Annotated in this window: 31 protein-coding genes and 1 tRNA gene; 12 read left to right on the forward strand and 20 right to left on the reverse strand. The window is 63.9% G+C overall.

The window, feature by feature from the left end:
- Positions 1–3 precede the first annotated feature (3 nt).
- Positions 4–2,514 (reverse strand): ABC transporter permease, encoded by a 2,511-nt coding sequence (locus E0473_RS12380; protein WP_137681199.1) that lies wholly within the window; start codon positions 2,512–2,514, stop codon positions 4–6.
- The gene (locus tag E0473_RS12385) at positions 2,514–3,236 is read right to left on the reverse strand and encodes an ABC transporter ATP-binding protein (RefSeq protein ID WP_137681200.1); all 723 of its coding nucleotides are present in this window, start codon (positions 3,234–3,236) and stop codon (positions 2,514–2,516) included. The genes E0473_RS12380 and E0473_RS12385 overlap by 1 nt, the downstream gene beginning before the upstream one ends.
- Before the next feature lie 153 nt (positions 3,237–3,389).
- Here E0473_RS12385 and E0473_RS12390 point away from each other — a divergent pair, with 153 nt between their 5' ends.
- Positions 3,390–4,004 carry an arylesterase gene (locus tag E0473_RS12390; protein ID WP_241657495.1) on the forward strand — a complete coding sequence of 205 codons (615 nt, stop codon included), beginning with the start codon at positions 3,390–3,392 and terminating at the stop codon, positions 4,002–4,004.
- Positions 4,005–4,054: 50 nt separating this feature from the next.
- Here the strand turns inward: E0473_RS12390 and recF are convergent, their stop codons facing one another.
- On the reverse strand, positions 4,055–5,143 hold the full coding sequence (gene recF / locus E0473_RS12395) for a DNA replication/repair protein RecF (protein ID WP_137681202.1): 1,089 nt from the start codon (positions 5,141–5,143) through the stop codon (positions 4,055–4,057).
- Between the two features lie 227 nt (positions 5,144–5,370).
- Between recF and E0473_RS15745 the strand changes: the two genes are divergently transcribed.
- Positions 5,371–5,499, forward strand: coding sequence for a hypothetical protein (locus E0473_RS15745; protein ID WP_277751519.1), 129 nt, complete (start codon positions 5,371–5,373; stop codon positions 5,497–5,499).
- Positions 5,496–5,708 (forward strand): PspC domain-containing protein, encoded by a 213-nt coding sequence (locus E0473_RS12400; RefSeq protein ID WP_137681203.1) that lies wholly within the window; start codon positions 5,496–5,498, stop codon positions 5,706–5,708. The genes E0473_RS15745 and E0473_RS12400 overlap by 4 nt, the downstream gene beginning before the upstream one ends.
- Positions 5,709–5,715: 7 nt before the next feature.
- Here E0473_RS12400 and E0473_RS12405 read toward each other — a convergent pair whose 3' ends face one another.
- Positions 5,716–6,453, reverse strand: a complete 738-nt coding sequence (locus tag E0473_RS12405) for a queuosine precursor transporter (protein ID WP_137681204.1) — start codon at positions 6,451–6,453, stop codon at positions 5,716–5,718.
- Positions 6,454–6,561: 108 nt separating this feature from the next.
- On the opposite strand from E0473_RS12405, the gene E0473_RS12410 reads away from it, so the two are divergent.
- Positions 6,562–6,638: transfer RNA gene (locus E0473_RS12410), tRNA-Arg, on the forward strand.
- 203 nt (positions 6,639–6,841) lie between these two features.
- Positions 6,842–7,033 (forward strand): lasso RiPP family leader peptide-containing protein, encoded by a 192-nt coding sequence (locus E0473_RS12415; protein WP_137681205.1) that lies wholly within the window; start codon positions 6,842–6,844, stop codon positions 7,031–7,033.
- Positions 7,034–7,535: 502 nt separating this feature from the next.
- On the opposite strand, the gene grxD is transcribed toward E0473_RS12415, so the two are convergent.
- Genes grxD through leuC form a run of 7 tightly spaced genes read right to left on the reverse strand, consistent with a single transcriptional unit; the run spans position 7,536 to position 11,226 of the window.
- Positions 7,536–7,865: a Grx4 family monothiol glutaredoxin gene (gene grxD, locus E0473_RS12420; RefSeq protein ID WP_137681206.1), complete on the reverse strand. Its 330-nt coding sequence runs from the start codon at positions 7,863–7,865 to the stop codon at positions 7,536–7,538.
- A gap of 33 nt (positions 7,866–7,898) precedes the next feature.
- Entirely contained in the window at positions 7,899–8,132 is a 234-nt protein-coding gene (locus E0473_RS12425) for a BolA/IbaG family iron-sulfur metabolism protein (RefSeq protein ID WP_137681207.1), read from the reverse strand.
- A 10-nt stretch (positions 8,133–8,142) separates the two neighbouring features.
- Positions 8,143–8,466 carry a DUF1476 domain-containing protein gene (locus E0473_RS12430; protein WP_137681208.1) on the reverse strand — a complete coding sequence of 108 codons (324 nt, stop codon included), beginning with the start codon at positions 8,464–8,466 and terminating at the stop codon, positions 8,143–8,145.
- A 26-nt stretch (positions 8,467–8,492) separates the two neighbouring features.
- Positions 8,493–9,095, reverse strand: a complete 603-nt coding sequence (gene leuD / locus E0473_RS12435) for a 3-isopropylmalate dehydratase small subunit (protein ID WP_137681209.1) — start codon at positions 9,093–9,095, stop codon at positions 8,493–8,495.
- Positions 9,095–9,262 (reverse strand): isopropylmalate isomerase, encoded by a 168-nt coding sequence (locus E0473_RS12440; protein WP_137681210.1) that lies wholly within the window; start codon positions 9,260–9,262, stop codon positions 9,095–9,097. The genes leuD and E0473_RS12440 overlap by 1 nt, the downstream gene beginning before the upstream one ends.
- 40 nt (positions 9,263–9,302) lie before the next feature.
- Complete coding sequence (locus tag E0473_RS12445; RefSeq protein WP_137681211.1) at positions 9,303–9,800, reverse strand: DNA-deoxyinosine glycosylase; 498 nt, start codon at positions 9,798–9,800, stop codon at positions 9,303–9,305.
- On the reverse strand, positions 9,787–11,226 hold the full coding sequence (gene leuC, locus E0473_RS12450) for a 3-isopropylmalate dehydratase large subunit (RefSeq protein WP_170308146.1): 1,440 nt from the start codon (positions 11,224–11,226) through the stop codon (positions 9,787–9,789). The genes E0473_RS12445 and leuC overlap by 14 nt, the downstream gene beginning before the upstream one ends.
- Positions 11,227–11,340: 114 nt before the next feature.
- Between leuC and E0473_RS12455 the strand changes: the two genes are divergently transcribed.
- Entirely contained in the window at positions 11,341–11,766 is a 426-nt protein-coding gene (locus E0473_RS12455; RefSeq protein WP_137681213.1) for an acyl-CoA thioesterase, read from the forward strand.
- A gap of 50 nt (positions 11,767–11,816) precedes the next feature.
- Positions 11,817–12,353 (forward strand): sterol desaturase family protein, encoded by a 537-nt coding sequence (locus E0473_RS12460; protein WP_137681214.1) that lies wholly within the window; start codon positions 11,817–11,819, stop codon positions 12,351–12,353.
- Between the two features lie 4 nt (positions 12,354–12,357).
- Here E0473_RS12460 and E0473_RS12465 read toward each other — a convergent pair whose 3' ends face one another.
- The 9 genes from E0473_RS12465 to E0473_RS15420 form a co-directional block, all read right to left on the reverse strand.
- Positions 12,358–12,711 (reverse strand): YbaN family protein, encoded by a 354-nt coding sequence (locus E0473_RS12465; protein ID WP_137681215.1) that lies wholly within the window; start codon positions 12,709–12,711, stop codon positions 12,358–12,360.
- Position 12,712: 1 nt separating this feature from the next.
- Positions 12,713–13,120: a SufE family protein gene (locus E0473_RS12470; protein ID WP_137681216.1), complete on the reverse strand. Its 408-nt coding sequence runs from the start codon at positions 13,118–13,120 to the stop codon at positions 12,713–12,715.
- A gap of 117 nt (positions 13,121–13,237) precedes the next feature.
- Positions 13,238–13,474 (reverse strand): hypothetical protein, encoded by a 237-nt coding sequence (locus E0473_RS12475; RefSeq protein WP_137681217.1) that lies wholly within the window; start codon positions 13,472–13,474, stop codon positions 13,238–13,240.
- Positions 13,471–13,755 (reverse strand): hypothetical protein, encoded by a 285-nt coding sequence (locus E0473_RS12480; protein ID WP_137681218.1) that lies wholly within the window; start codon positions 13,753–13,755, stop codon positions 13,471–13,473. The genes E0473_RS12475 and E0473_RS12480 overlap by 4 nt, the downstream gene beginning before the upstream one ends.
- A complete protein-coding gene (locus E0473_RS12485) occupies positions 13,752–14,027 on the reverse strand; it encodes a hypothetical protein (protein WP_338325097.1) in 276 nt (91 codons plus the stop codon). The genes E0473_RS12480 and E0473_RS12485 overlap by 4 nt, the downstream gene beginning before the upstream one ends.
- A 70-nt stretch (positions 14,028–14,097) precedes the next feature.
- Positions 14,098–14,475 carry an envelope stress response membrane protein PspC gene (gene pspC / locus E0473_RS12490; protein WP_137681220.1) on the reverse strand — a complete coding sequence of 126 codons (378 nt, stop codon included), beginning with the start codon at positions 14,473–14,475 and terminating at the stop codon, positions 14,098–14,100.
- Positions 14,472–14,777: an envelope stress response membrane protein PspB gene (gene pspB / locus E0473_RS12495; protein ID WP_137681221.1), complete on the reverse strand. Its 306-nt coding sequence runs from the start codon at positions 14,775–14,777 to the stop codon at positions 14,472–14,474. The genes pspC and pspB overlap by 4 nt, the downstream gene beginning before the upstream one ends.
- Before the next feature lie 3 nt (positions 14,778–14,780).
- Positions 14,781–15,527, reverse strand: a complete 747-nt coding sequence (pspA, locus tag E0473_RS12500) for a phage shock protein PspA (protein ID WP_421721793.1) — start codon at positions 15,525–15,527, stop codon at positions 14,781–14,783.
- Between the two features lie 80 nt (positions 15,528–15,607).
- A complete protein-coding gene (locus E0473_RS15420) occupies positions 15,608–15,763 on the reverse strand; it encodes a hypothetical protein (RefSeq protein WP_161981589.1) in 156 nt (51 codons plus the stop codon).
- A gap of 151 nt (positions 15,764–15,914) precedes the next feature.
- Here E0473_RS15420 and pspF point away from each other — a divergent pair, with 151 nt between their 5' ends.
- The 5 genes from pspF to E0473_RS12525 all read left to right on the forward strand — a co-directional run bounded on the left by pspF (position 15,915) and on the right by E0473_RS12525 (position 20,591).
- Entirely contained in the window at positions 15,915–16,940 is a 1,026-nt protein-coding gene (pspF, locus tag E0473_RS12505) for a phage shock protein operon transcriptional activator (RefSeq protein ID WP_137681222.1), read from the forward strand.
- 208 nt (positions 16,941–17,148) lie between these two features.
- The gene (locus tag E0473_RS12510) at positions 17,149–17,487 is read left to right on the forward strand and encodes a hypothetical protein (RefSeq protein ID WP_137681223.1); all 339 of its coding nucleotides are present in this window, start codon (positions 17,149–17,151) and stop codon (positions 17,485–17,487) included.
- 161 nt (positions 17,488–17,648) lie between these two features.
- Entirely contained in the window at positions 17,649–18,209 is a 561-nt protein-coding gene (rimP, locus tag E0473_RS12515) for a ribosome maturation protein RimP (protein ID WP_137681224.1), read from the forward strand.
- A complete protein-coding gene (gene nusA / locus E0473_RS12520) occupies positions 18,209–19,861 on the forward strand; it encodes a transcription termination factor NusA (RefSeq protein WP_137681225.1) in 1,653 nt (550 codons plus the stop codon). The genes rimP and nusA overlap by 1 nt, the downstream gene beginning before the upstream one ends.
- Positions 19,842–20,591 (forward strand): DUF448 domain-containing protein, encoded by a 750-nt coding sequence (locus tag E0473_RS12525; RefSeq protein WP_137681226.1) that lies wholly within the window; start codon positions 19,842–19,844, stop codon positions 20,589–20,591. Before nusA ends, E0473_RS12525 begins: the two co-directional genes overlap by 20 nt.
- The last annotated feature ends 4 nt before the right edge of the window (positions 20,592–20,595 follow it).

Raw genomic sequence — 20,595 nt, forward strand, 5'->3', positions numbered from 1 at the left:
CTGTTAAAGCGCGCGCAGGCTCTGTGCGGGCCGCGCGCGCAGCAGCGGCAGCGAGGCTCCGATGGCAAAGCCGAGCACCAGCACCAGCCCTGCGCCCAGCACCATGATGATGCGCGGCCAGTCGGGCAGCCAGTCGAAGTCGAACACCTGGGTAATCACCAGCCAGGCTAGCCCCGTGCCCAGCGCCAGCGCCACCCCTGCGAGCACCGCCGCAAGCAATCCGAACTCGGCCAGCAGCAGCCCCAGAAGCTGGCGGCGGCTGGCCCCGAGCACGCGCAGCACCACCGTATCGTAAGTCCGCGCGGCGCGCGCGGCGGCGATTGCGCCGAGCAGCACGGCGAGGCCCGCCAGCACGGCCACCGCAGCAGCCGCGAGAATGGCCAGCGCAACCTGATCGAGAATCGCGCGCGCCTCGGTCAGGATCGGGCCGACCTCGATCACGCTCGCGCTGGGAAATGCGCCAATCAGCAGGCGGAGCAGGCCGCTGCCGCTTGTGCCTTCGGGCAGATCGATGGTGGCGGCGAAGTTGTGCGGGGCATCCTCAAGCGCGTTAGGCGAGAATACGAAGACGTTGTTGAAACCGAGGCTTTCCCAGTCGATCCGCCGGAAGCTGGTGATGCGCGCAGTCCGCTCCACCCCCAGCAGCGACACCGTGAGCGTGTCACCGATCTGGAGGCCGACGGCCTCGGCCAGTTCCTCATCGACCGAAACTTCCGGCTCGCCGCTGTGGTCGGCAGCCCAGAACTTGCCCGACGTTACCGAATTGCCCTCGGGCAGAGTGTCCGAATAGGTCAGGCCGCGCTCACCGCGCAGCGCCCAGGCACCGTCGGGCAGTTCTTTGAGGTCCTCCACCCGCGTCTGATTATCGTCAGGGCCATAGGCGATCACCGCGCCGCGCAGGGTGGGCACGGCGGTAATCTCGCTGCCGGGAGCGAATTTCTCGATCGTCTGGCGGAACTCCGCAAGGCCCGCCTTGGGCACATCGAGCACGAAATAGTCTGGCGCGCGTTCTGGCACCGAGCGGGCGATGTTTCCGGCAAGGCTGGTCTGAACAGCCGCAAGCAGCACGAAGGCGGACAATCCGAAGCCGAGCGCGGTCACCAGCGATCCGGTGGCAGCGCCGGGGCGATGGAGGTTGGCAAGGCCCGAACGCAGGATCGGGTCGGACGGGCGCGGCGCTTTCGCAGCGGCGCGGCGGATGGCGAGGCCGAGCAGCCATAACAGCGCCAGCAGCACGGCGGCTCCTGCCAGGAACAGCGCCGATTGCAGCGGGGTAGGCGAGCCGATCAGCGTCAGCGCCACGATTCCGGCAAGCCCCAGCCCCACCGGCAGGGCATAGGTCTTCCACGCCCGTGCCAGCGGCGAAACGCGCGAACGCATCAGCGCCATCGCGGGAAAATCGCGCGCACGCAGCAAAGGCGGCGCGGCAAAGACCAGCGCCACCAGCAGCCCGAAGGCCAGCGCCCGTGCCAGCGCGAGCGGATCGAACACCAGCCCAGTCTCGACCGGCAAGAGGTCGCCCAGCGCGCTCGCCAGCAGCGGCGTTACCGCGAAACCCGCCAGCAGCCCCGCCGCTGACCCGACGAGCGCGGCGGCACCGATCTGCAAGCCGTAAATCGTGACAATGTCGCGCGAGGTCGCGCCGAGAATTTTCAGCGTGGCAATCGCGCGTCGGCGTGCTTCGAGATAGGAATTCACCCCCAGGCCGATGCCGATGCCGGCAATCACCAGCGCCGCCAGCCCCACCAGCGTGAGAAACTCGCCCAGCCGCGAGACGAACCGCTCGGCTCCCGGCGAGGCGCGCTCGGCGGTGCGAAAATCGTATCCGCGTCCCGGAAATTTCTGCGCGATCGCCCCTTCCACGCCCTCGCCATCGTAGGGCGCGTTGAACGCGAGGCGGGTCTTGCTTTGATACATCGAGCCCGGTGCAACCAGCCCGGCGGCTTCGGGCAGGTCAAGCGGCACGATCACCGTCTGGCCCAGCTGGAAACCTTCGGAAAGCCGGTCAGGCTCGTCGGCGATGATCCCGCCCACACGCACCGTGCGGGTGCCGAGCGTGAAACTGTCGCCCACCTTTACACCCAGCCGCTCGGCCGCGCCGGGGGCGAGCCATGCGGTGCCCGGCGGCGGCGCGCCGACCTGCTCGCCGCTTTCCAGCACCAGCGAGCCGACCAGCGGCCACTTCACGTCGACCGCCTTCAGCTCGACCGGCGCGGCAGCATCGGCAGTGCTTGCCATACCCTGCAAGCGCAGCCCTTCGGACAGCGTGCCATATTGCCCGATAAAGGCCTTCTCGTCGTCGGTGAGCAACCGCTGCCACACCTCCACTTCGAGATCGCCGCCGAGGATCGTGCGCCCCTCGGCCTGAAGCTGGCTGCGGATTGCGCCGGTCAGGCTGCCAATCGCGGCCAGCGCGCCGACGCCGAGGAACAGACAGACCAGCAGCAGGCGCAGCCCCGAAAAGCGCGCCGACAGGTCACGCCGGGCGATGCCCCATGCGGCGCTAAGCTGCATCAGGCGGCACCTGCGCGTTCGTCGCTGACGATCAGCCCGTCGGCCAGCCGCACGATCCGGTCGCAGCGATGGGCCAGGTCCTCATCATGGGTGATCATGACCAGCGTGGCCCCGGTCTCTTCGCGGCGAGTGAACAGCAAGTCGATGATCGCTTCGCCAGTGGACTGGTCGAGGTTGCCGGTCGGCTCGTCGGCGAACAGCAGCGGCGGGCGTGGGGCAAGGGCGCGGGCGATGGCCACACGCTGCTGCTCGCCGCCCGAAAGCTGGGTGGGATAGTGGGTGAGGCGGTGCCCGAGGCCGACCGCTTCGAGTTCGGCCCCGGCGCGCTCCCACGCGTCCTTTTTGCCCGCAAGCTCCATCGGAGTGGCGACGTTTTCCTGCGCGGTCATAGTCGGCAAAAGGTGGAAGGCTTGCAGCACAATCCCGATCCGCCCGCGCCGCGCGAGCGCCAGCGCATCCTCGTCAAGCGCCGAGAAATCGGCCCCGGCCACGTGCAGCACGCCGCCCGAGGCGCGTTCCAGCCCGGTGAGGACAGCCATCAGCGAGCTTTTGCCGCTGCCCGATGGGCCAAGCAGTGCAAGCGTCTCACCGGGCATAACGCGCAGCTCGATACCGCGCAGAATCTCGGTGGCGGCACGCCCGTCGCCGAGGGTCAGGCGCAGGTCACGGGCATCGATAACGGGGGAGGCGGCGGCCTGAGAAAGCGGTGTGGGGCTTGTCAAAGGGGCTCCATGGCATAGCTTGGCCAGATGACTATCGCAGTGCCGGAGCGGCAAGGAAGCATCATGCGGCTGATAAAGTTGGGTTTGGGGGCTGCCTCATGTTTTGTGCTTATCGCATGTGGGGAACAATCCGCCCCGCCTCAAGGCGAGCAGGTGCAACAAATTGTCGCAGATGCGCCGCAAGATGCGGTGGTCGAGGGGCCGGAGCGGGTCATCCTCGCCTTCGGAGACAGCCTGTTTGCAGGCTATGACCTCGAAACGGACGAGGGTTATCCTGAAGAGCTGGAACGGGTGCTGCGCGCACGCGGGATCAACGCGCGGGTGATGGACGCGGGCGTTTCGGGTGATACCACGGCGGCGGGTCTGCAACGGCTCGATTTCGTGCTCGACAACCTGCCGGACGAGGTCGACCTCGCGCTGGTGGAGCTGGGCGGGAACGACCTGCTGCGCGGCATCGCGCCCGAACAGACAAAGGCGAACCTGTCGCAGATTCTGCAAAAGGTGCAGGCGCGCGGGCTGCCGGTGGTGCTGATGGGAATGCGTGCGCCGCCCAACGGCGGGCCGCAGTTCCAGCAGCAGTTCGATGCGATCTATCCCGCGCTGGCCGACGAATATGGCGCGACGCTGGTGCCGTTCTTCATGCGCGAGCTGGCGGAGAACCCGTCGCTGTTGCTGGAGGACCATATTCACCCGACGGCAGATGGCGTGAAGGCGATGGTGGCAGCGCAGGTCGATACGATTGTCGGGGCGTTGCCGGAGGAAGATTAAGCTCAAGGATGAGCGGATGCAGGGATTGGTCCAGACCGAGCGGGGTGGGTCTAAAAAGGCTCCACCGCGCCGCCACTGACTCGCCAACACGCCGCCTCCTGCAAAATCCCCTCAAACGGCGCAGGCTCGGTCCCAGTCAGCCAAACCTGCGTTCCACTCGCGCGCAGCCGGTCGAACAGGGCCTCGCGTCGCACCGGGTCGAGATGAGCGGCTACCTCGTCGAGCAACAGCACACTGGCGCGCCCCCGCGCCGCCAGCGCGGCATGGGCGAGCGTGATGGCGACCAACATGGCCTTTTGCTCTCCGGTAGAACACTGCGCCGCCGGAGCCTGTTTGCCCGCCATGGTCACCGCCAGATCGTCGCGATGAGGCCCGGTAAGCGTGCGGCGCGCGGAGATGTCGCGGCTGCGGCTGGCGGCGAGCGCCTCCGCCAGTTGACCTGCGCCCAGCGGGCCGCCCGCCTCGTAGGCGAGCAGGGGGCGGGCGAAGGGTTCATCGGGTTCCAGCGCCAGGGCTTCGGCCAGAGCCTCGACCAGCGCAGCACGGCGGCTCGCAAGCGCGGCTCCGGCTTCGGCCAGCTGCGCCTCGTTCGCCGCCAGCCAGCCGCGGTCGGGGCCGCGTTCGTCCGCCAGCATCCGGTTGCGCTCGCGCAGCGCGGCTTCGAACCTGCCGGAAATGCGGGCATGATCGGGGAAGATCGCCAGGGCCAGCCGGTCCATATAGCGCCGCCGCTCGCCGGGGCTGGCCATGAACAGCCCATCCATCGCCGGGGTCAGCCAGCCCATGGCGATCCATTCGGCCAGCGCGGTGGCACTCGCATTGGCGCCGTTGATCCGAAGCAGACGGCGACCCGGCCGGTCGGCGGCAATGCCGGTGCCCAGCGCGAGCGGCTCGCCGAGGTCGCTCGCAGGCGCGAGCGTGGCGCTGACCGCAAAGCTGCCATTGCCGCCAGCCAGTGCCATGTCGGGCAGGGCCGCGCGGCGCAGCCCCCGACCGGGAGCAAACAGCGAGATCGCTTCGAGCACGTTGGTCTTGCCCGCACCGTTTTCGCCCACCAGCAGGTTGATGGCGCGCGCACCGTCAAGCCGGGTTTCGGCGTGGTTGCGGAAAGCGGTGAGAAGGATGCGGTCAAGCGCCATGGGACGGCCCCGGCATTAGCCGAGCAGGGCGGGGCAGGTCATGCAAAAAGTCCTTCGCCATCACTTGGGAATTTTTCCCAAGTGTTGGTATTGGTGCAGATCTAAGCTTGCGGCGCGATGAACGAAAACGGCACGTTTCCGCCGTTTTGCGCAAACTGGCACGCCCCCTGCAATGTTGCTGGCATCGAGCGGATGAGCCGCTCGGATAACCAACAAGGGGATTTATCATGTTTGCCAATTCGGAACTCGCCAATCGTTTCTTCGCCGCTTTCGGCGCACTTGCGATCACCACCGGCCTGCTGGTGGCCAGCTTCGCTCCGCCCGCCACGACCGCTGCCACGATGGTGCTGGCATGAGCGAATTGAATATGCAGAACAGCCCGCAGGCTCCGCGCAAATTCCACCTCGACAAGGGCGACAAGCTGATCGGCGGTGTCTGCTCGGGAATCGCCAACTACACCAATGTCGACCCGCTGCTCGTTCGGTTGATCTTTGCCGTCGGCGCGGTGGTGGGGTTCGGGAGCCTTTTCCTCATCTACCTGCTGATCTGGCTGCTCGCCAACTGAGCGAAAGTCAGGAATGCCCGAAGGGGGAGAAATCGGTCTGTTCGTCGAACACATCGACCCCCTCGCGGCGCTTCAGAAAGTTTACCGCCCAATAGGTGAAAGGGGTGAGCAGCGCTTCCCAGGCAGTCTTGATCGCCCACTGGGAGAGTATCACCTGCCACAGCTGCTCGACCGGCCAACCCGCCAGCCCGTAAAACGCGAGCGGGTAGAAGATCAGGCTATCGAGCCCCTGTCCGACCACGGTTGAACCAATTGTGCGGGTCCATAGCATCCGTCCTTTGGTCAGCAGCTTCATTTTTGCGAGCACGAAGGCGTTGGCGAACTCGCCCGCCCAGAACGCCGCCATCGAAGCGAGCACGATGCGCCAGCTGTTGCCGAACACGAATTCGTAAGCCTCCTGCCCCGGCCATCCTTGAGCCGGCGGCAGCGCCACCACTACGGCGGACATGAAGGCCATGAAGGCGAGCGCGGCAAAGCCGGTCCAGATCACGCGCCGCGCGTTGGCATAGCCATAGACCTCGGTCAGCACGTCGCCGATGATGTAGCTGATCGGGAAGAACAGCACGCCCGCACCGAAGGCCCACTGCGCGCCGCCGGGGAGCGCCAGATAGCTGGGCTTCGATGCGCCGATGATGTTGGAAAGCAGCAGGATCGCGACGAAGGCTGCCATCACATATGGATAGTAGCGGAAGGCCTCGGCCCTGTGGCGGTTGGCAGCGGTGGGGTGTGGCGCTTCGTCATCCATCGCGGGAAGTTAACGCGAGCGGCCCGCAAGCGGTAGAGGGCGGATAGCGGATTATGCGACGCTGCCGATTTGCCTAGCCCGCAAAGATCGCTAAGTGCCATGGCCAACGCGCCCATAGCTCAGCTGGATAGAGCACGGGACTTCTAATCCTGAGGCCGCAGGTTCGAATCCTGCTGGGCGCGCCAATCAGCTTTCTCCTCTGATCGTCCAAGCGACCTGTGCCCATTCGGGACGGGCGTCGGGATTCCGCGAGTGACCAAACAATAGATATTCTCGGAAAGTTAAGACGGTGGTAACCATCTTTTGCTCGCGACTCGTGCTGACCGGATCGCAACACGCAAAAAGAAAAACAGCGTAGCAGTGTCAGTCTTTATTATAGGATTGTCTTATGTCGGAAACTCTTCAAGCAGAGAGCTTTTCTAATACCGGCCTGCGCGTTTACGAAGCTCCGGTTTTGGAAAGGGTCGGTCGTTTCGAAACTCTCACCCGCGGTGGGGTGGACGGTAACTTCACCGATATGGTCTTCCCTGCTGGCACTCCTCGCGGAGATATCACGTTTTACGATCCTACATTTTCGTGATCTGCCAGAAGTATTTACAACACTTTATTTAAGGTCGTCCGGTCGGTGTTCCAAAAGCGCCGACCGGTACGCGATGATTAAGAATATCAGCGTAAAATCCTGTGATCTGGCCCCTAGCGCACGGCTGGCGCGCGCCTGATTTTGCCGCTCACGATCTGGCTCGATGAACGATGTCGGATTTTTTGACAGCCCGCGCTGCCATTAACATTTTGAGAACCATCGTCTTGCGCTGATTTTACGGTTTCGCCCAGACTGGCACGCGCCATGCGTCTTTTCTGATGTACCTTTCGAGGTCTTCGTTAGAGGCGGGGCCGTTTCCCCATGGTCCCCACCTGTCTCCCGGCCCCGCCTCGCCCGAGCTTTTCCCAAATCACCGATCCCGCAGCCGCTGCCAGGCGCAGCAAGAACAATTGCCGTGACGCAACGAAAAATCCGCTGCCGAGCGTGAGGCCGGGCAGCGGATTTGGAATAGTCAGTCGGCCCCAAAAGGGGCGGGCAAATATCAGGAAGCTTTCGCGACCTTCTTTTCATCGAGCAGGGTCTGCAATTCGCCTGCTTCGTACATTTCCATCATGATGTCCGAGCCGCCGACAAATTCGCCCTTCACATAGAGCTGGGGGATGGTCGGCCAGTCGGAAAAGGCCTTGATGCCCTGGCGCACTTCCATGTCCTGCAACACGTCGACGCTGTCGAAGGCGACGTTGCAATGGTCGAGGATTGCCACGGCGCGGCTGGAAAAGCCGCATTGGGGGAACAGCGGCGTTCCTTTCATGAACAGGACGACATCGGAATCGCCGACGATCTTGGTAAGGCGGGCGTTGATATCAGACATGGGGGCACTCACTGGTAAATTCGATCATGACAATCACTTGGGCACGGCGGTGGTCACTTGCAAGGCGTGCAGTTCCCCGCCCACCCGCTCACCGATCGCGGCATAGACCATCTTGTGCTGCGCCACGCGGCTCTTGCCGGCGAAGGCGGCGCTGGTGACGCGCGCGTGCCAGTGATCGTTATCGCCTGCGAGGTCGATCATTTCGACTTCGGCATCGGGCAAGGCGGCGCGGATCAGCGCCTCGATTTCGGCAGCAGGCATCGCCATCGCGCAGGCCTCAGCTTTCGCTCATCAGCTGGCGACGCGCTTCGACCGCGCTTTCGCCAAGCTGCGCGCGCACCGTGGCTTCTTCGACATCGCAGCCGGCCTGGGTCAGGTCACCGAGCACCTTGCGGATCACGTCCTCGTCACCCGCTTCCTCGAAGTCTGCTTGGACGACCGCCTTCTTGTAAGCTTCGGTTTCCTCGGGCGTGAGGTTCATCAGTTTCGCCGCCCATTCGCCCAGCAAGCGGTTGCGGCGTGCGGCGATGCGGAAGGCGGTGTTCTCGTCCATGGCGAACTTGGCCTCCTCGGCGCGTTCGCGGTCGTTGAAACTGGTCATGCGTGCGGTCCCCTCAAGGAAAAAAGCTAGGCGGCAGCCTTCGTGCCGCTGGCCACCCACGGTTGCTCGCGGCGCAGGCGGTCCTCGAAAGCGCTGATTACGGCATCGCTTTGCAGCGTCAATCCAACTTCGTCGAGCCCTTCGAGCAGGCAGTTCTTGCGAAACGGGTCGATTTCAAAGGTCCAGCGGTCCTGGAAGGGCGTGCTCACGCTCTGGTTCTCCAGGTCGATGGTGATGGAATCGGTCTGGGCGACTTCCATCAGCCGGTCGACCGCTTCTTGCGGCAGAGCGACGGTAAGAATGCCGTTCTTGAACGCGTTGCCACTGAAAATATCGGAAAAGCTCGGTGCGATAACGGCCTTCACGCCCATGTCGAGCAGAGCCCAGGCGGCATGTTCGCGGCTTGACCCGCAGCCGAAGTTATCGCCCGCGATAACGATCGGCGCACCGGCGAACTCGGGATTGTCGAACACCGAATCGCCATCTTTGCGCAGCGCCTCGAACGCACCTTCACCAAGCCCGTCACGAGTGACGGTCTTGAGGAAATGGGCGGGGATGATGATGTCGGTATCGACGTTCTTCATCCCGAACGGATAGGCGCGGCCTTCGACTTCGGTGACCTTCTCCATCAGTCGGTCTCCGGCGCTTCGCCAGAGGGGATCGGCGGCAGCTGCTCAGGTTCGTCGACCGTTTTCTTCTTGCGCGAGGTGAACAGGAGCGCCGCGGCAATCGCGGCCGAGCCGATGGCAGCGCCTGCAATGGCGGCCGTTGTACCGGGGATCTTTGTCTTGGTCATAATGAGGCCAAATGCGCGTGCGGCGGCCCGGTTGCAAGGGTCAGCCGAGAAATTTGCGCAGAGCCATCCAGCGCTCGATCTTTTCCGCAAGCGGCATGGCGGCATAGGCGGCGCTGGAAGAGGGCAGATCGACAAGCTGCGGTGCGGTGTGCCCAGCCAGCTGTTTGCGCCCGATCTTGGCCGACTTCGCGCCGTTGAAGGCGAGAGCGCGAAGCTGCGGCAGGCTTGCGGCAAATTCGGCCAGCGGGTTTGCCTCGTGCGCGCGGATCGCGGTGTCGAGGCTGCCGCTGCGCTCGGCCGATGCCACCGTATCCCACAGGCCGATATGATGCGCGCGCAAGGTGGCAAGGCGGGCCTCGTATTCAAGCGAGGCCAGATCGCAGCCGATCACCGCGCCGACGAGGTGCCAGAAGCCATTGCCCGGATGCGCGTAATAGCGGCGCTCGACGAGCGAGCGTTCACCCGGAAGCGAGCCGAGGATGACGAGGCGCGTGTCGCTATCGACGACCGCGCCGAAGCCGCTCTTACGCAGGCTCACGCACCAGTTCGCGCACGTCGGTAAGGCGTCCGGTGACTGCCGCCGCCGCCGCCATGGCGGGCGAGACGAGGTGTGTGCGCGCTCCCGGACCCTGCCGGCCGACAAAGTTGCGGTTGCTGGTCGAGGCCGAGCGTTCGCCCGCCGGCACCTTGTCGGGGTTCATGCCAAGACAGGCCGAGCAACCGGGTTCGCGCCATTCCAACCCTGCTTCGGTGAAAACCTTGTCCAGCCCCTCAGCCTCTGCCTGAAGCTTCACGAGGCCCGAGCCGGGCACCACGATGCCCCACTTGATGTTCGGGTGGACCTTCCGCCCGCGCAGCACTTCGGCGGCGGCGCGCATGTCCTCGATCCGGCTGTTGGTGCACGAGCCGATAAAGATGTTCTGCACCTCGACCTCGGCCAGCTTCTGACCCGGCGCGAGGCCCATGTAGTCAAGGCTCGCCTGCGCGGCGCGCTGCTTGTTCGGATCGGCAAAGCTCATCGGGTCGGGAACCGCGCCCGAAATACCCACGGTGTCCTCGGGACTGGTGCCCCAGGTCACGGTCGGCTCGATCACCGAAGCATCGATCACCACAGACTTGTCGAACGTTGCACCTTCGTCTGTGTGGAGCGTCTTCCAGTAGGCGACGGCCTCGTCCCACTCGGCACCCTTGGGAGCCAGCGGACGATCCTTGAGATAGGCGAAGGTCGTCTCGTCAGGCGCGATCAGGCCTGCGCGTGCGCCGCCCTCGATGCTCATGTTGCAAACGGTGAGGCGCGCCTCGATGCTCATCTGCTCGAAGACCTTGCCGCGATACTCGATTACGTGGCCGGTGCCGCCCGCAGTGCCGATGGCACCGACGATGTGCATGATCAGATCCTTGGCGGTGACGCCGGGGCCGAGATCGCCCTCGACGCGCACTTCCATCGTCTTCGACTTGCGCAGCTGGAGCGTCTGTGTGGCGAGCACATGCTCGACCTCGCTGGTGCCAATCCCGAAGGCGAGGGCACCTACGCCGCCATGGCAGGCGGTGTGCGAATCGCCGCAGACGATGGTGGTGCCCGGCAGAGAGAATCCCTGCTCGGGGCCGACCACGTGAACGATGCCCTGTTCGCGCGCCGTGGCGCCGAAATAGCGAATGCCGAATTCGGGCGCGTTCTTTTCCAGAGCGGCGAGCTGCTGCGCGCTCTGCGGATCGGCGATGGGAATGCGCTTACCCGCCGCATCCACACGCGCCGTGGTGGGCACGTTATGGTCAGGCACGGCCAGCGTCAGCTCGGGGCGGCGCACCGTGCGGCCGGCCATGCGCAGCGCCTCGAACGCCTGCGGGCTGGTCACCTCGTGAACGAGATGGCGGTCGATGAAGATCAGGCAGGTGCCATCCTCGCGCTGAGCGACGACGTGGGCATCCCAGATTTTTTCGTAGAGCGTTCTGGCGGTCATGATGCGGGGCAGATAGCGATCCTTTGCTCCCTCGCCAAGTCAGCGCTCGCCACCATGGTGGTGATCGCGCATAATAGACACCTTGGCAAAAGCGCCTCCGGTAGCTATTTGAAACTTATGCCTGCAAACTCCCACACCATGCCGATCACTATCGAAGCCGGCGACATCGACTTCATGGGGCACGTCAACAATGCCCGCTATCTGGGCTGGGTGCAGGATGTGGTGCTGGCGCACTGGAACAAGCTGGCCCCGGCCGAAGAAGCGGCACGCATCGCGTGGGTCGCGCTCAAGCACGAGATTACCTATCGCAAGCCAGCCTTTCTGGCCGACGATATCAACGCCACCACGGTGCTCGAAAAGGTCGCCGGCGCGCGCGCGTTTTACAACACCGTGATCGCGCGCGGTGAAGACGTTCTGGCCGAAATCAAGAGCATGTGGTGCTGTCTTGATAAGGACAGCCTGCGCCCCTCGCGAATCGACCGTGACGTGGCCGAGCAGTATTTTGGCCTCCCGCGCAAGCAGGACACCTATCGCGGCGACTGACGCGCCGCCTGTGTCTGGCAAGGCTGGACGCTTGCGCCTATAACGCTCTGATGACCGATATTCTGCTTCCCGCGCTGATCGTGCTGGCCACTGTGGCGTGGATGGAGTGGGTCGCCTGGGCGAGTCACAAGTATATCATGCATGGTTGGGGCTGGGGCTGGCATCGCGATCATCATGAGCCGCATCACAATGTCCTGGAGAAAAATGACCTCTATGCCGTGGTCGGCGCGGCGATGAGCATTGCGATGTTCGCGCTCGGTTCGCCGCTGGTGATGGGGGAGGGTGCCTGGTGGCCCGCCACTTGGATCGGGCTGGGCATCCTGTTTTATGGCATCATCTACACGCTGGTTCACGACGGGCTGGTCCACCAGCGTTATTTCAAATGGGTGCCCAAGCGCGGTTATGCCAAGCGACTGGTGCAGGCTCATCGGCTCCACCATGCAACCGTGGGCAAGGAAGGCGGAGTGAGCTTCGGCTTTGTCTGGGCGCAAGACCCGGCCAAGCTCAAGGCCGAACTGCGACGTCAGCGTGAGGCGGGCATCGCTGTGGTGCGCGAGAGTGCGCAGCCGGTGGGGCGCAACCTTTAGCGGCTCACGCTTCCTTGCGGGTCCAGAGCCATGTCGCCACGGCCGCAAGGCAGGTGAGCGGGATCAGCGCAACCGGAAAGCCGACCATGGCGGTGGTGATCGCCCCGGCAATGGCCATCGCAATCACCGCCGACTTCTTGGCCTTGCGCGAGATTGCACGCCGCTCGCGCCAATCGCGCAGGGGAGGGCCATAGACCTTGTGATTGAGCATCCGCTCGGCCCATTCGGGATGGCCGCGCAGGAAGCAGAACAGCGCCACCAGCAGGAATACGAAGCCCGGCATCAGCGGCAGCACGATGCCGATCCAGCCAAGGCAGAAGAAGAACGCTCCGGCGAGGGTCCAGAGCCGGCTGTGCATGTCAGGCGCTCGCTATTCGCGCCGCATGTTCGCGCACCAGCGCGATCATGTTGGGGACGCCCTGCGTGCGGTTGGAGGACAGCTGGTTCTTGAGGTCGAAAGGTTCGAGCGCGGCGGAAACGTCCATCGCGGCCACTTCCTCTGCTGGCTTGTCCTGCACCGCCGATACGACCAGCGCGACGATCCCCTTGGTGATCGCAGCGTTGCTGTCGGCGAGGAAATGCAGCTTTTCGGAATCGCCCGTGGGATAGACCCAGACCTGCGCCGAGCACCCGCGCACCAGCGTGGCGTCGGTTTTCAGCGCGGCGGGCATTTCTTCCAGCTCGCGGCCCAGCTCGATCAGCAGGCGATAGCGTTCGTCGGCGTCGAGGAAGTCGTATTCCTCATGAATGTCTTGAAGGGATCGCATGGGCACCTGTTACCGCTCATCCTGAGCTTGTCGAAGGATTGTCTTTCAGTTTCCACGTTGCGCTAGAAGAAAAGGCAATGCTTCGACAAGCTCAGCATGAGCGGGGAGGGTGATTGATCACAGATCGACCCCGCTGGCGATGGCTTCGAGCTTGCGGATGCGCTCCTTCAGGTCGGCGATCTCGATCCGGGCCGCGCCTTCGCGCGATCCGCCGAAGTGCTCGGGCGCAATGCGCCCCGTCTCCAGTTCGCGCAGCTTCAGCGCCAGCCAGCCCTGCCACATCATCAGCGCCGCGCCGGCCAGGATCGACAGCGACAGAACCGCACTCAGCGCGATCAACATCGGCTCGCTCATTGCGACTTGCTCCTTTCGTCACGCAATTGTTCGATTTCGCGGGCGAGGCTGAGGCTTTCGCGATCCTCGGTGGCGATCCGCTCGAGCACTTTCACCCGGTCGCGCAGCTCGGCCAGCTCGCGGGCCATTTCCTCTTCGCGGGCCGAGTTACCGCTGCGGTCGATGATCGGTTCGCCCATGCTGTCACGAACGATACCGTGTCTGGCGTCGTGATGGTGACGCCAGGCGGCAAAAATCATGCCGCCGATCGCCAGCAGGAAGATCATTGTCCACAGGCTCATTGTGCGCGCTCCTTCACCGGCATGGTGAGCGGGGTGCCATAGTCGCTATCCTCAACCTTGCGGGTATCGCGAAGGGCATCGATCTGGGTGGCGACATCGTAGCCGCCGTCGGTCACGATCCGTTCGAGCACGCGCACCCGGTCCTCCAGCTTCTGAACCTGCGAGGCATATTGCGCGGCGCGTTCGGCGGTGTCTTGCGCGGTAGTTTGAAGCTGGAGCTCGGCGATCTTCTGCTTGTGCTTGGTCCAGATCCTTACGATCGGAATTGTCATTCCAACCAGCGGTATCAAGATCCAGATGGTATCGGGTCCCATTGTAATCCCCTTGATTGCGTGATCCGCCTCAGCGCAGCCGCTCGATTTCGGCGGACAGGCGCGGGTTGCTCGATACGTAGTAGCTTTCGACCTCGGCCAGGCGGCGATCGATATCCTTCATCCGGGCACGGATTTCGCGCGCGGTACGCTTCGGGCTCTGTCGTACGGACTGCCAGTAGCGAGTCTCTTCAGGCTCGGCGTAGAGGTAGGGAGGCTTCTTGTTCAGGATGACGCTGGCGATGACATAGGCCGGGATCGTCCACCCGCCGGTGGCAAAGGTGAGGAACACCAGAGCAATGCGCACCCAGAAGGCATCGACGCCAGTGTAGTCGGCGATCCCCGCGCAGACCCCGAAGAGCTTGCCGTTGGCCTTGTCGCGATAGAGTTTGGTGCGGGGCGAGTTCACGTGCGGGTTCCTTTCTTTTCGGCAAGCATCTTTTCGAGTTCATTCAGCGGGACGTTATCGATCTCGCGGTCGGCGTGGATGCGCGCGGGCCTGAACTCGGGGTTGTCGGAGGCGACCAGCCGTTCAACAGTGTCCATCCGTTCATCGAGGCGCTTGGCGAGCTGATAAAGCTCTTCCAGCAGAACCTCGTCGTCGGTGGTGATCGTCGCGGCGGTCTTCCACTTGGTAACGTAGTGGAGAACAATCCATGGCACGCCGATGAAGATCAGGGCTACTACGAAGAAGGGTAACAGATCATCCATGGCTTATCCTTCCTTGTCCGCGCCCTTCCCGAGCGCACGCTTCAATTCTTCCAGTTCCTCGTCGACCTTGTCGCCGCCTTCCAGTTCGGCAAATTCGTCGGCGAGTGTCTTCTTGCCCTTGCCGCCGATCTCCAGCGAATCGGCGCGGCCTTCGGCATAGTCGACCCGCCGTTCGAGCTGGTCGAACCGGGCCAGCGCTTCGTCGAACCGTTCGTTGGTCATCAGGTTGCGCAGCTTGAAGCGGTTTTCCGCGCTTTCGAGGCGGGCCGCGATCTGGCTCTGGCGGCTGCGGGCTTCGCGCAGACGGTTCTGCAACTTGGCGATGTCGGCCTCATAAGCGCGCAGGGCATCGTCGAGCACGGTGATCTCGGCCTTGAGCTGGTCCGCCATGTCCGCCGCCTTGCGCCGTTCCATTAGCGCGGCACGGGCCAAATCCTCGCGATCCTTGCTCAGCGCGAGTTGGGCCTTGTCGTTCCAGTCGGCCTGGAGCCGGTCGAGCTTGACCGTGTGGCGATGCATTTCCTTTTGGTCGGCAATAGTGCGGGCGGCAGAGGCGCGCACTTCGACCAGCGTTTCCTCCATTTCGAGGATGATCATACGGATCATCTTGGCCGGATCGTCTGCCTGGTCGAGCAGTTCGGAAAAATTCGCGGCGATGATGTCGCGGGTACGAGAAAAAATTCCCATCAAGGTATCTCCGGTATGGATCGCGCGGGCGACCGGCGTGGGAGTGGTGCGCAAACGTTCGATCTCGCGATCGAGCCGGTTGCCCTTATCGGCCTTCACGTCCGCGCTGCCAAGCGTGGCGAGGTCGAAGGGTGGCTTGCCGCTCACGCGAGCGCTGCCGAGGTAATGGGCGCGGCCATCGAGGTGGCCGAGGCGCTGGCCGGGGCGAGTGCGGTGAAGGTAACGAAGGCCACCATGGCCGCGACGCTGACGAGCGCGGCCTGACCGAGTTCGCTGGCGAAGAAGCGGGAAGGGAACATGGCGAAAACTCCTGATTGCTGTACGGCCGATGAATTGCAAAGGGTGTGCCAGTTTGCGATTTTCTGAAATTTCATAGGCTTGCGAGAAATGTCCTGCAGTCGCGATTGGTAATTATTGCCAAGGCTTGGGAAAATTCGCTAGAAATCGGTCATGGAGCGGGCGACGCAATTCATCGGGCAATCGAGTGCCTTTCTTGACGCGGTTGAGCGGGCCAGCCGCGCCGCGCCGATGCGCCGCCCGGTGCTGGTGATTGGCGAGCGCGGAACGGGCAAGGAACTGATCGCCGAGCGGCTTCACCGCCTGTCCGACCGCTGGGAAGAGCCGCTCGTCACCATGAACTGCGCGGCCTTGCCCGAAACGCTGATCGAGGCGGAGCTGTTCGGGCACGAAGCAGGCGCCTTCACCGGCGCCACCAAAATGCGCGAAGGCCGGTTTGAAGAGGCTGACCGTGGCACGCTGTTTCTTGACGAACTGGGCACCCTTTCCATGGGCGCGCAGGAGCGGCTTTTGCGCGCTGTCGAATATGGCGAGGTAACGCGAATCGGTTCCAGCCGCCCGATGCGGGTGGATGTGCGGATCGTGGCCGCCACCAACGAGGATCTGCCCGCCCGCGCAGAAGCGGGCACTTTCCGCGCCGACCTTCTCGACCGGCTGAGTTTCGAGGTGATTACCCTGCCACCTCTGCGCGTGCGTGAAGGTGATGTGCCGGTGCTGGCCGACTATTTCGGGCGGCGCATGGCTGCCGAGCTGGGCTGGGAGGAGTGGCCCGGTTATGCCGCCCACGTGGCCGAGGCGCTGGAGGACTATCCCTGGCCGGGCAACGTGCGCGAGCTGCGCAATGTGGTGGAGCGTGCGGTCTATCGCTGGGACGACTGGACGAGCCCTATCGGAGACGTGGCGTTTGATCCGTTTCAGTCGCCCTGGAAGCCGGCGCCGATGCCCTCGGCGGCGAAAACCGCTCCAGTGCAGTCAGCGAGCGTAGCGGCGCCAACGCCCGACCGGTTCGACGACATTGAGGACCTGCGTGCCGCGGTCGACGAGCACGAACGCGCCATTCTCGTCCACGCGCTGGGGCGCAACCGGTGGAATCAGCGCCAGACGGCGCAGGCGCTTGGCCTTAGCTATGATCAGTTGCGCCACTGCATCCGCAAGCATGGGATCGACAAGCAGGAGTGACCTGCGCGAGGGGCTTAACCACCTGCAAACTCTATGGCGCTAAAAACGCCTTGGTAAGCAATATGGCCGGAAACTCGACGGCCAGGGGCCGGTTCGGCCGCCGTGCCAACGAGCAGGAGCATAAGCGCAGCCAATGAGACAGCGGACGCCTGTTCATCGCACCAGTGCGAATCGCGAACTGCACGGCTCCTCCGCCTTTGGCCGGCGCGTGGCCCGGCCTGTTCCGCGCAAGGAAGACAGAAGCGGTCTGGTCCTGAGCCTTATCGCCTCTTTCGGGGCGATCTGCGTCATCGGCTGGTTCGTCATCAGCTTTGGCGATTCGTCGGGCGATGCGAGCTTCGATGCGGCGCAGGTGCAGAGCCAACCTGCGCCAGCGCCGACCGTTGCTGCAACAGTGGCTCCGCCCAGCTATCTTGACGATGGCGACCAAATTATCGAGGATGCTGCTCCGGTCGGAGACAGTGCCAGCACAGTCGAATACTGGTCCTCCGGCCCGAACCCGGACATCTTGCCCTCGCAAGATCCGCTCACCCGCGAGCACTACTAGGCGGCAATCTGCTGGCGGGAAAACTTGGCCATTGCAATTTTGGCTGCTCTCGCTTATTTCCCCTCGCATCCCGACATTGTCGTGACATGGTTTGGATGCTGGCGCCTTCGGGGGCCGGCCCGAAGGCCCATGCTGCGATGCGATCGTATTGGAAAGTCTGTTTGCCTGATCTTACGCGCCTGCTTTCGATTATCGAACCCGAAGCCGAAGCTCTTGGCTTCGAGTTGGTGCGCGTGCGGATGGTCGGTTCGGGTGAAGAGCGCACCTTGCAGATCATGGCCGAGGATCCTGCCACCGGGCAGATGATCGTGGAGCAGTGCGCCACGCTGTCGCGCGCCATTTCCAACCGGATCGACGCGATTGAGGAAGAAGAGGGCGAGCTGATCGAGGGCGCCTATATGCTGGAAGTGTCCAGCCCCGGCATCGACCGCCCGCTGACCCGCGCGAAGGACTATGCGAACTGGGCCGGGCACGAGGCGCGGATTTCGCTGGTCGAGAAGATCGGCGATATGCGCAAGCTCAAGGGCGAGTTGCTCGGGATCGAGGGCGAGACTGTCACGATCCGGGATAACAAGGCCGGAGAGATTGCGGTTCCGCTCGCAAACATTCATTCGGCCCAGCTCGAGCTGACCGACAAGCTTATCGCTGCCACCCTGCCGCTCGATGCGGAAGGCGCGGACGAATTCGAAGAGATCAACGAGGAAGAAGAGGCTAGTAACTGATGGCCAGTCCGATTTCCGCCAACAAGGCCGAGCTGCTCGCAATCGCCAACGCGGTTGCATCCGAGAAGATGATCGACAAGGCGATCGTCATCGAGGCCATGGAAGAGGCGATCCAGAAGTCCGCGCGCAACCGTTATGGTGCGGAAAACGACATTCGCGCCAAGCTTGACCCGATGACCGGCGACCTGCGCCTGTGGCGCGTGGTCGAGGTTGTGGAAGAGGTCGAGGACTACTTCAAGCAGGTCGATCTCGCCCAGGCCGAGAAGCTGGAGTCGGGCAGCAAGGTGGGTGACTTCATCGTCGATCCGCTGCCGCCGGTCGACCTTGGCCGCATCGACGCGCAGAGCGCCAAGCAGGTGATCTTCCAAAAGGTCCGCGATGCGGAGCGCGAGCGTCAGTACGAAGAGTTCAAGGATCGTGCTGGTGAAGTCATCACCGGCGTTATCAAGTCGGTTGAGTTCGGGCATGTGATCGTGAACCTCGGCCGTGCCGAGGGCGTGATTCGCCGCGATCAGCAGATCCCACGCGAGGCCGCCCGTGTGGGCGAACGTGTGCGGGCGCTGATCATGAAGGTGGAGCGTAACAACCGCGGCCCGCAAATCTTCCTCAGCCGCGCGCACCCCGAGTTCATGAAAAAGCTGTTCGCGCAGGAAGTGCCCGAGATTTACGACGGCATCATCCAGATCAAGGCCGCCGCCCGCGATCCGGGCAGCCGCGCCAAGATCGGCGTGATCTCGCACGATAGCTCCATCGACCCCGTCGGTGCCTGCGTCGGCATGAAGGGCAGCCGCGTGCAGGCCGTCGTGCAGGAACTGCAGGGCGAGAAGATCGACATCATTCCCTGGTCGGAAGACACCGCAACGTTCGTCGTCAACGCATTGCAGCCCGCCACCGTGGCGCGCGTGGTGCTCGACGAGGAAGAGGGGCGGATCGAGGTGGTCGTGCCCGACGATCAACTCAGCCTCGCGATCGGCCGTCGCGGCCAGAACGTGCGGCTGGCCTCGCAGCTGACCGAAAGCCAGATCGACATCATGACCGAGGAAGAAGCCTCGGAGAAGCGCAGCAAGGAATTTGCCGAGCGCTCCAAGATGTTCGAGGAAGAGCTTGACGTCGACGAGACGCTGTCGCAGCTGCTGGTGGCCGAAGGCTTCACCGAGCTGGAAGAAGTGGCCTATGTCGAGCTGTCCGAGCTGGCCATGATCGAAGGTTTCGACGAAGAGCTGGCCGAAGAGCTGCAGAGCCGCGCGCTCGAAGCGATCGAGCGGCAGGTCGAGACCTATCGTGCTGCCCGCAAGGAGCTGGGCGTGGAAGACGCGCTGGCCGAGATCCCGCACCTCTCCGAGGAAATGCTGGTGGTGCTCGGCAAGGCCGGGATCACCACGCTGGATGACCTGGCCGACCTCGCGACCGACGAGCTGATCGCGAAGAAGCGCGAAGCGCCGCGTCGCCGTCAGAACGCCGATGGCCCGCCGCTGCGTCGCCCGCAGCGCGAGCAGGACAAGGGCGGTGTGCTCGGCACCTTCGGCCTGAGCGAAGAGCAGGGTAACGAAATCATCATGGCGGCCCGTGCGCACTGGTTCGAAGACGAAGAACCGGCCAAGGCTGAGCCCGCCCAAGCTGAGGAGGCCGCTGATGCGGAATCCTCACAATGAACCGCTAGGGTCCGACAGCTCTGACGCGCGCGCTTCCGGTGCTTCCGGGAGCGAACGCCGCTGCATCCTGACCGGTGAGACCGGCGGGCGTGACGATCTCGTGCGCCTTGCCATCTCGCCTGAAGGGCTGGTGCTGCCCGACGCCCACGCCAAGGCGCCGGGGCGGGGCGCGTGGCTTGGCACCTCGCGGGCTGGGCTCGAAGAAGCGATGGCTGGCGGCAAGCTGAAGGGAGCGCTGGCGCGTGCGTTCAAGGGCGCACCGCTTGAAATTCCCGCCGAGCTTCCCGACATGATTGAGAAGGCGCTGATCAAGGCGCTGACCGACCGGCTGGGCTTGGAAATGCGCGCCGGGCGCGTGGTTCTGGGCTCCGATCGCATCACGAACGAAGCGCGCTCGGGCGCGATCGCGGCGCTATACCACGCCAGCGATGCGAGCGAGGATGGTTGCCGCAAGCTCGATCAGGCTTTCCGCGTCGGGCTTGATGCGGAAGGCTCGGGAATTGTTGGAGACAGGCTGCCACTGGACCGGCTAGCCCTGTCTGTGGCATTGGGCCGCGAGAATGTCGTCCACCTGGCATTGGCCGATCGCAAGTCGGCCGAGCGGGTCGCGGTTCCGCTGGGGCGTTTGCAAACCTATATGGGCGCCGCCACGGCGGCCAAGAACGGCGGGCAGGGCAAAGCGATTGGCGCTGATCCCGAAGCCGCCGCGATATGTGATTTGAAGGAATAATCGA

Origin of the sequence: Aurantiacibacter suaedae (genome assembly GCF_005434915.1) — a bacterium.
Taxonomy (GTDB): Bacteria; Pseudomonadota; Alphaproteobacteria; order Sphingomonadales; family Sphingomonadaceae; genus Alteraurantiacibacter; species Alteraurantiacibacter suaedae.

Excerpts from the sequence above, each read along its gene's own strand:
- E0473_RS12380 (WP_137681199.1), bottom strand. The coding sequence starts at position 2,514 with ATGCAGCTTAGCGCCGCATGGGGCATCGCCCGGCGTGACCTGTCGGCG.
- recF (WP_137681202.1), bottom strand. The coding sequence starts at position 5,143 with ATGGCGCTTGACCGCATCCTTCTCACCGCTTTCCGCAACCACGCCGAA.
- E0473_RS15745 (WP_277751519.1), top strand. The coding sequence starts at position 5,371 with ATGTTTGCCAATTCGGAACTCGCCAATCGTTTCTTCGCCGCTTTCGGC.
- E0473_RS12400 (WP_137681203.1), top strand. The coding sequence starts at position 5,496 with ATGAGCGAATTGAATATGCAGAACAGCCCGCAGGCTCCGCGCAAATTC.
- E0473_RS12405 (WP_137681204.1), bottom strand. The coding sequence starts at position 6,453 with ATGGATGACGAAGCGCCACACCCCACCGCTGCCAACCGCCACAGGGCC.
- E0473_RS12415 (WP_137681205.1), top strand. The coding sequence starts at position 6,842 with ATGTCGGAAACTCTTCAAGCAGAGAGCTTTTCTAATACCGGCCTGCGC.
- grxD (WP_137681206.1), bottom strand. The coding sequence starts at position 7,865 with ATGTCTGATATCAACGCCCGCCTTACCAAGATCGTCGGCGATTCCGAT.
- E0473_RS12425 (WP_137681207.1), bottom strand. The coding sequence starts at position 8,132 with ATGGCGATGCCTGCTGCCGAAATCGAGGCGCTGATCCGCGCCGCCTTG.
- E0473_RS12430 (WP_137681208.1), bottom strand. The coding sequence starts at position 8,466 with ATGACCAGTTTCAACGACCGCGAACGCGCCGAGGAGGCCAAGTTCGCC.
- leuD (WP_137681209.1), bottom strand. The coding sequence starts at position 9,095 with ATGGAGAAGGTCACCGAAGTCGAAGGCCGCGCCTATCCGTTCGGGATG.
- E0473_RS12440 (WP_137681210.1), bottom strand. The coding sequence starts at position 9,262 with ATGACCAAGACAAAGATCCCCGGTACAACGGCCGCCATTGCAGGCGCT.
- E0473_RS12455 (WP_137681213.1), top strand. The coding sequence starts at position 11,341 with ATGCCTGCAAACTCCCACACCATGCCGATCACTATCGAAGCCGGCGAC.
- E0473_RS12460 (WP_137681214.1), top strand. The coding sequence starts at position 11,817 with ATGACCGATATTCTGCTTCCCGCGCTGATCGTGCTGGCCACTGTGGCG.
- E0473_RS12465 (WP_137681215.1), bottom strand. The coding sequence starts at position 12,711 with ATGCACAGCCGGCTCTGGACCCTCGCCGGAGCGTTCTTCTTCTGCCTT.
- E0473_RS12470 (WP_137681216.1), bottom strand. The coding sequence starts at position 13,120 with ATGCGATCCCTTCAAGACATTCATGAGGAATACGACTTCCTCGACGCC.
- E0473_RS12475 (WP_137681217.1), bottom strand. The coding sequence starts at position 13,474 with ATGAGCGAGCCGATGTTGATCGCGCTGAGTGCGGTTCTGTCGCTGTCG.
- E0473_RS12480 (WP_137681218.1), bottom strand. The coding sequence starts at position 13,755 with ATGAGCCTGTGGACAATGATCTTCCTGCTGGCGATCGGCGGCATGATT.
- E0473_RS12485 (WP_338325097.1), bottom strand. The coding sequence starts at position 14,027 with ATGACAATTCCGATCGTAAGGATCTGGACCAAGCACAAGCAGAAGATC.
- pspB (WP_137681221.1), bottom strand. The coding sequence starts at position 14,777 with ATGGATGATCTGTTACCCTTCTTCGTAGTAGCCCTGATCTTCATCGGC.
- E0473_RS15420 (WP_161981589.1), bottom strand. The coding sequence starts at position 15,763 with ATGTTCCCTTCCCGCTTCTTCGCCAGCGAACTCGGTCAGGCCGCGCTC.
- pspF (WP_137681222.1), top strand. The coding sequence starts at position 15,915 with ATGGAGCGGGCGACGCAATTCATCGGGCAATCGAGTGCCTTTCTTGAC.
- nusA (WP_137681225.1), top strand. The coding sequence starts at position 18,209 with ATGGCCAGTCCGATTTCCGCCAACAAGGCCGAGCTGCTCGCAATCGCC.
- E0473_RS12525 (WP_137681226.1), top strand. The coding sequence starts at position 19,842 with ATGCGGAATCCTCACAATGAACCGCTAGGGTCCGACAGCTCTGACGCG.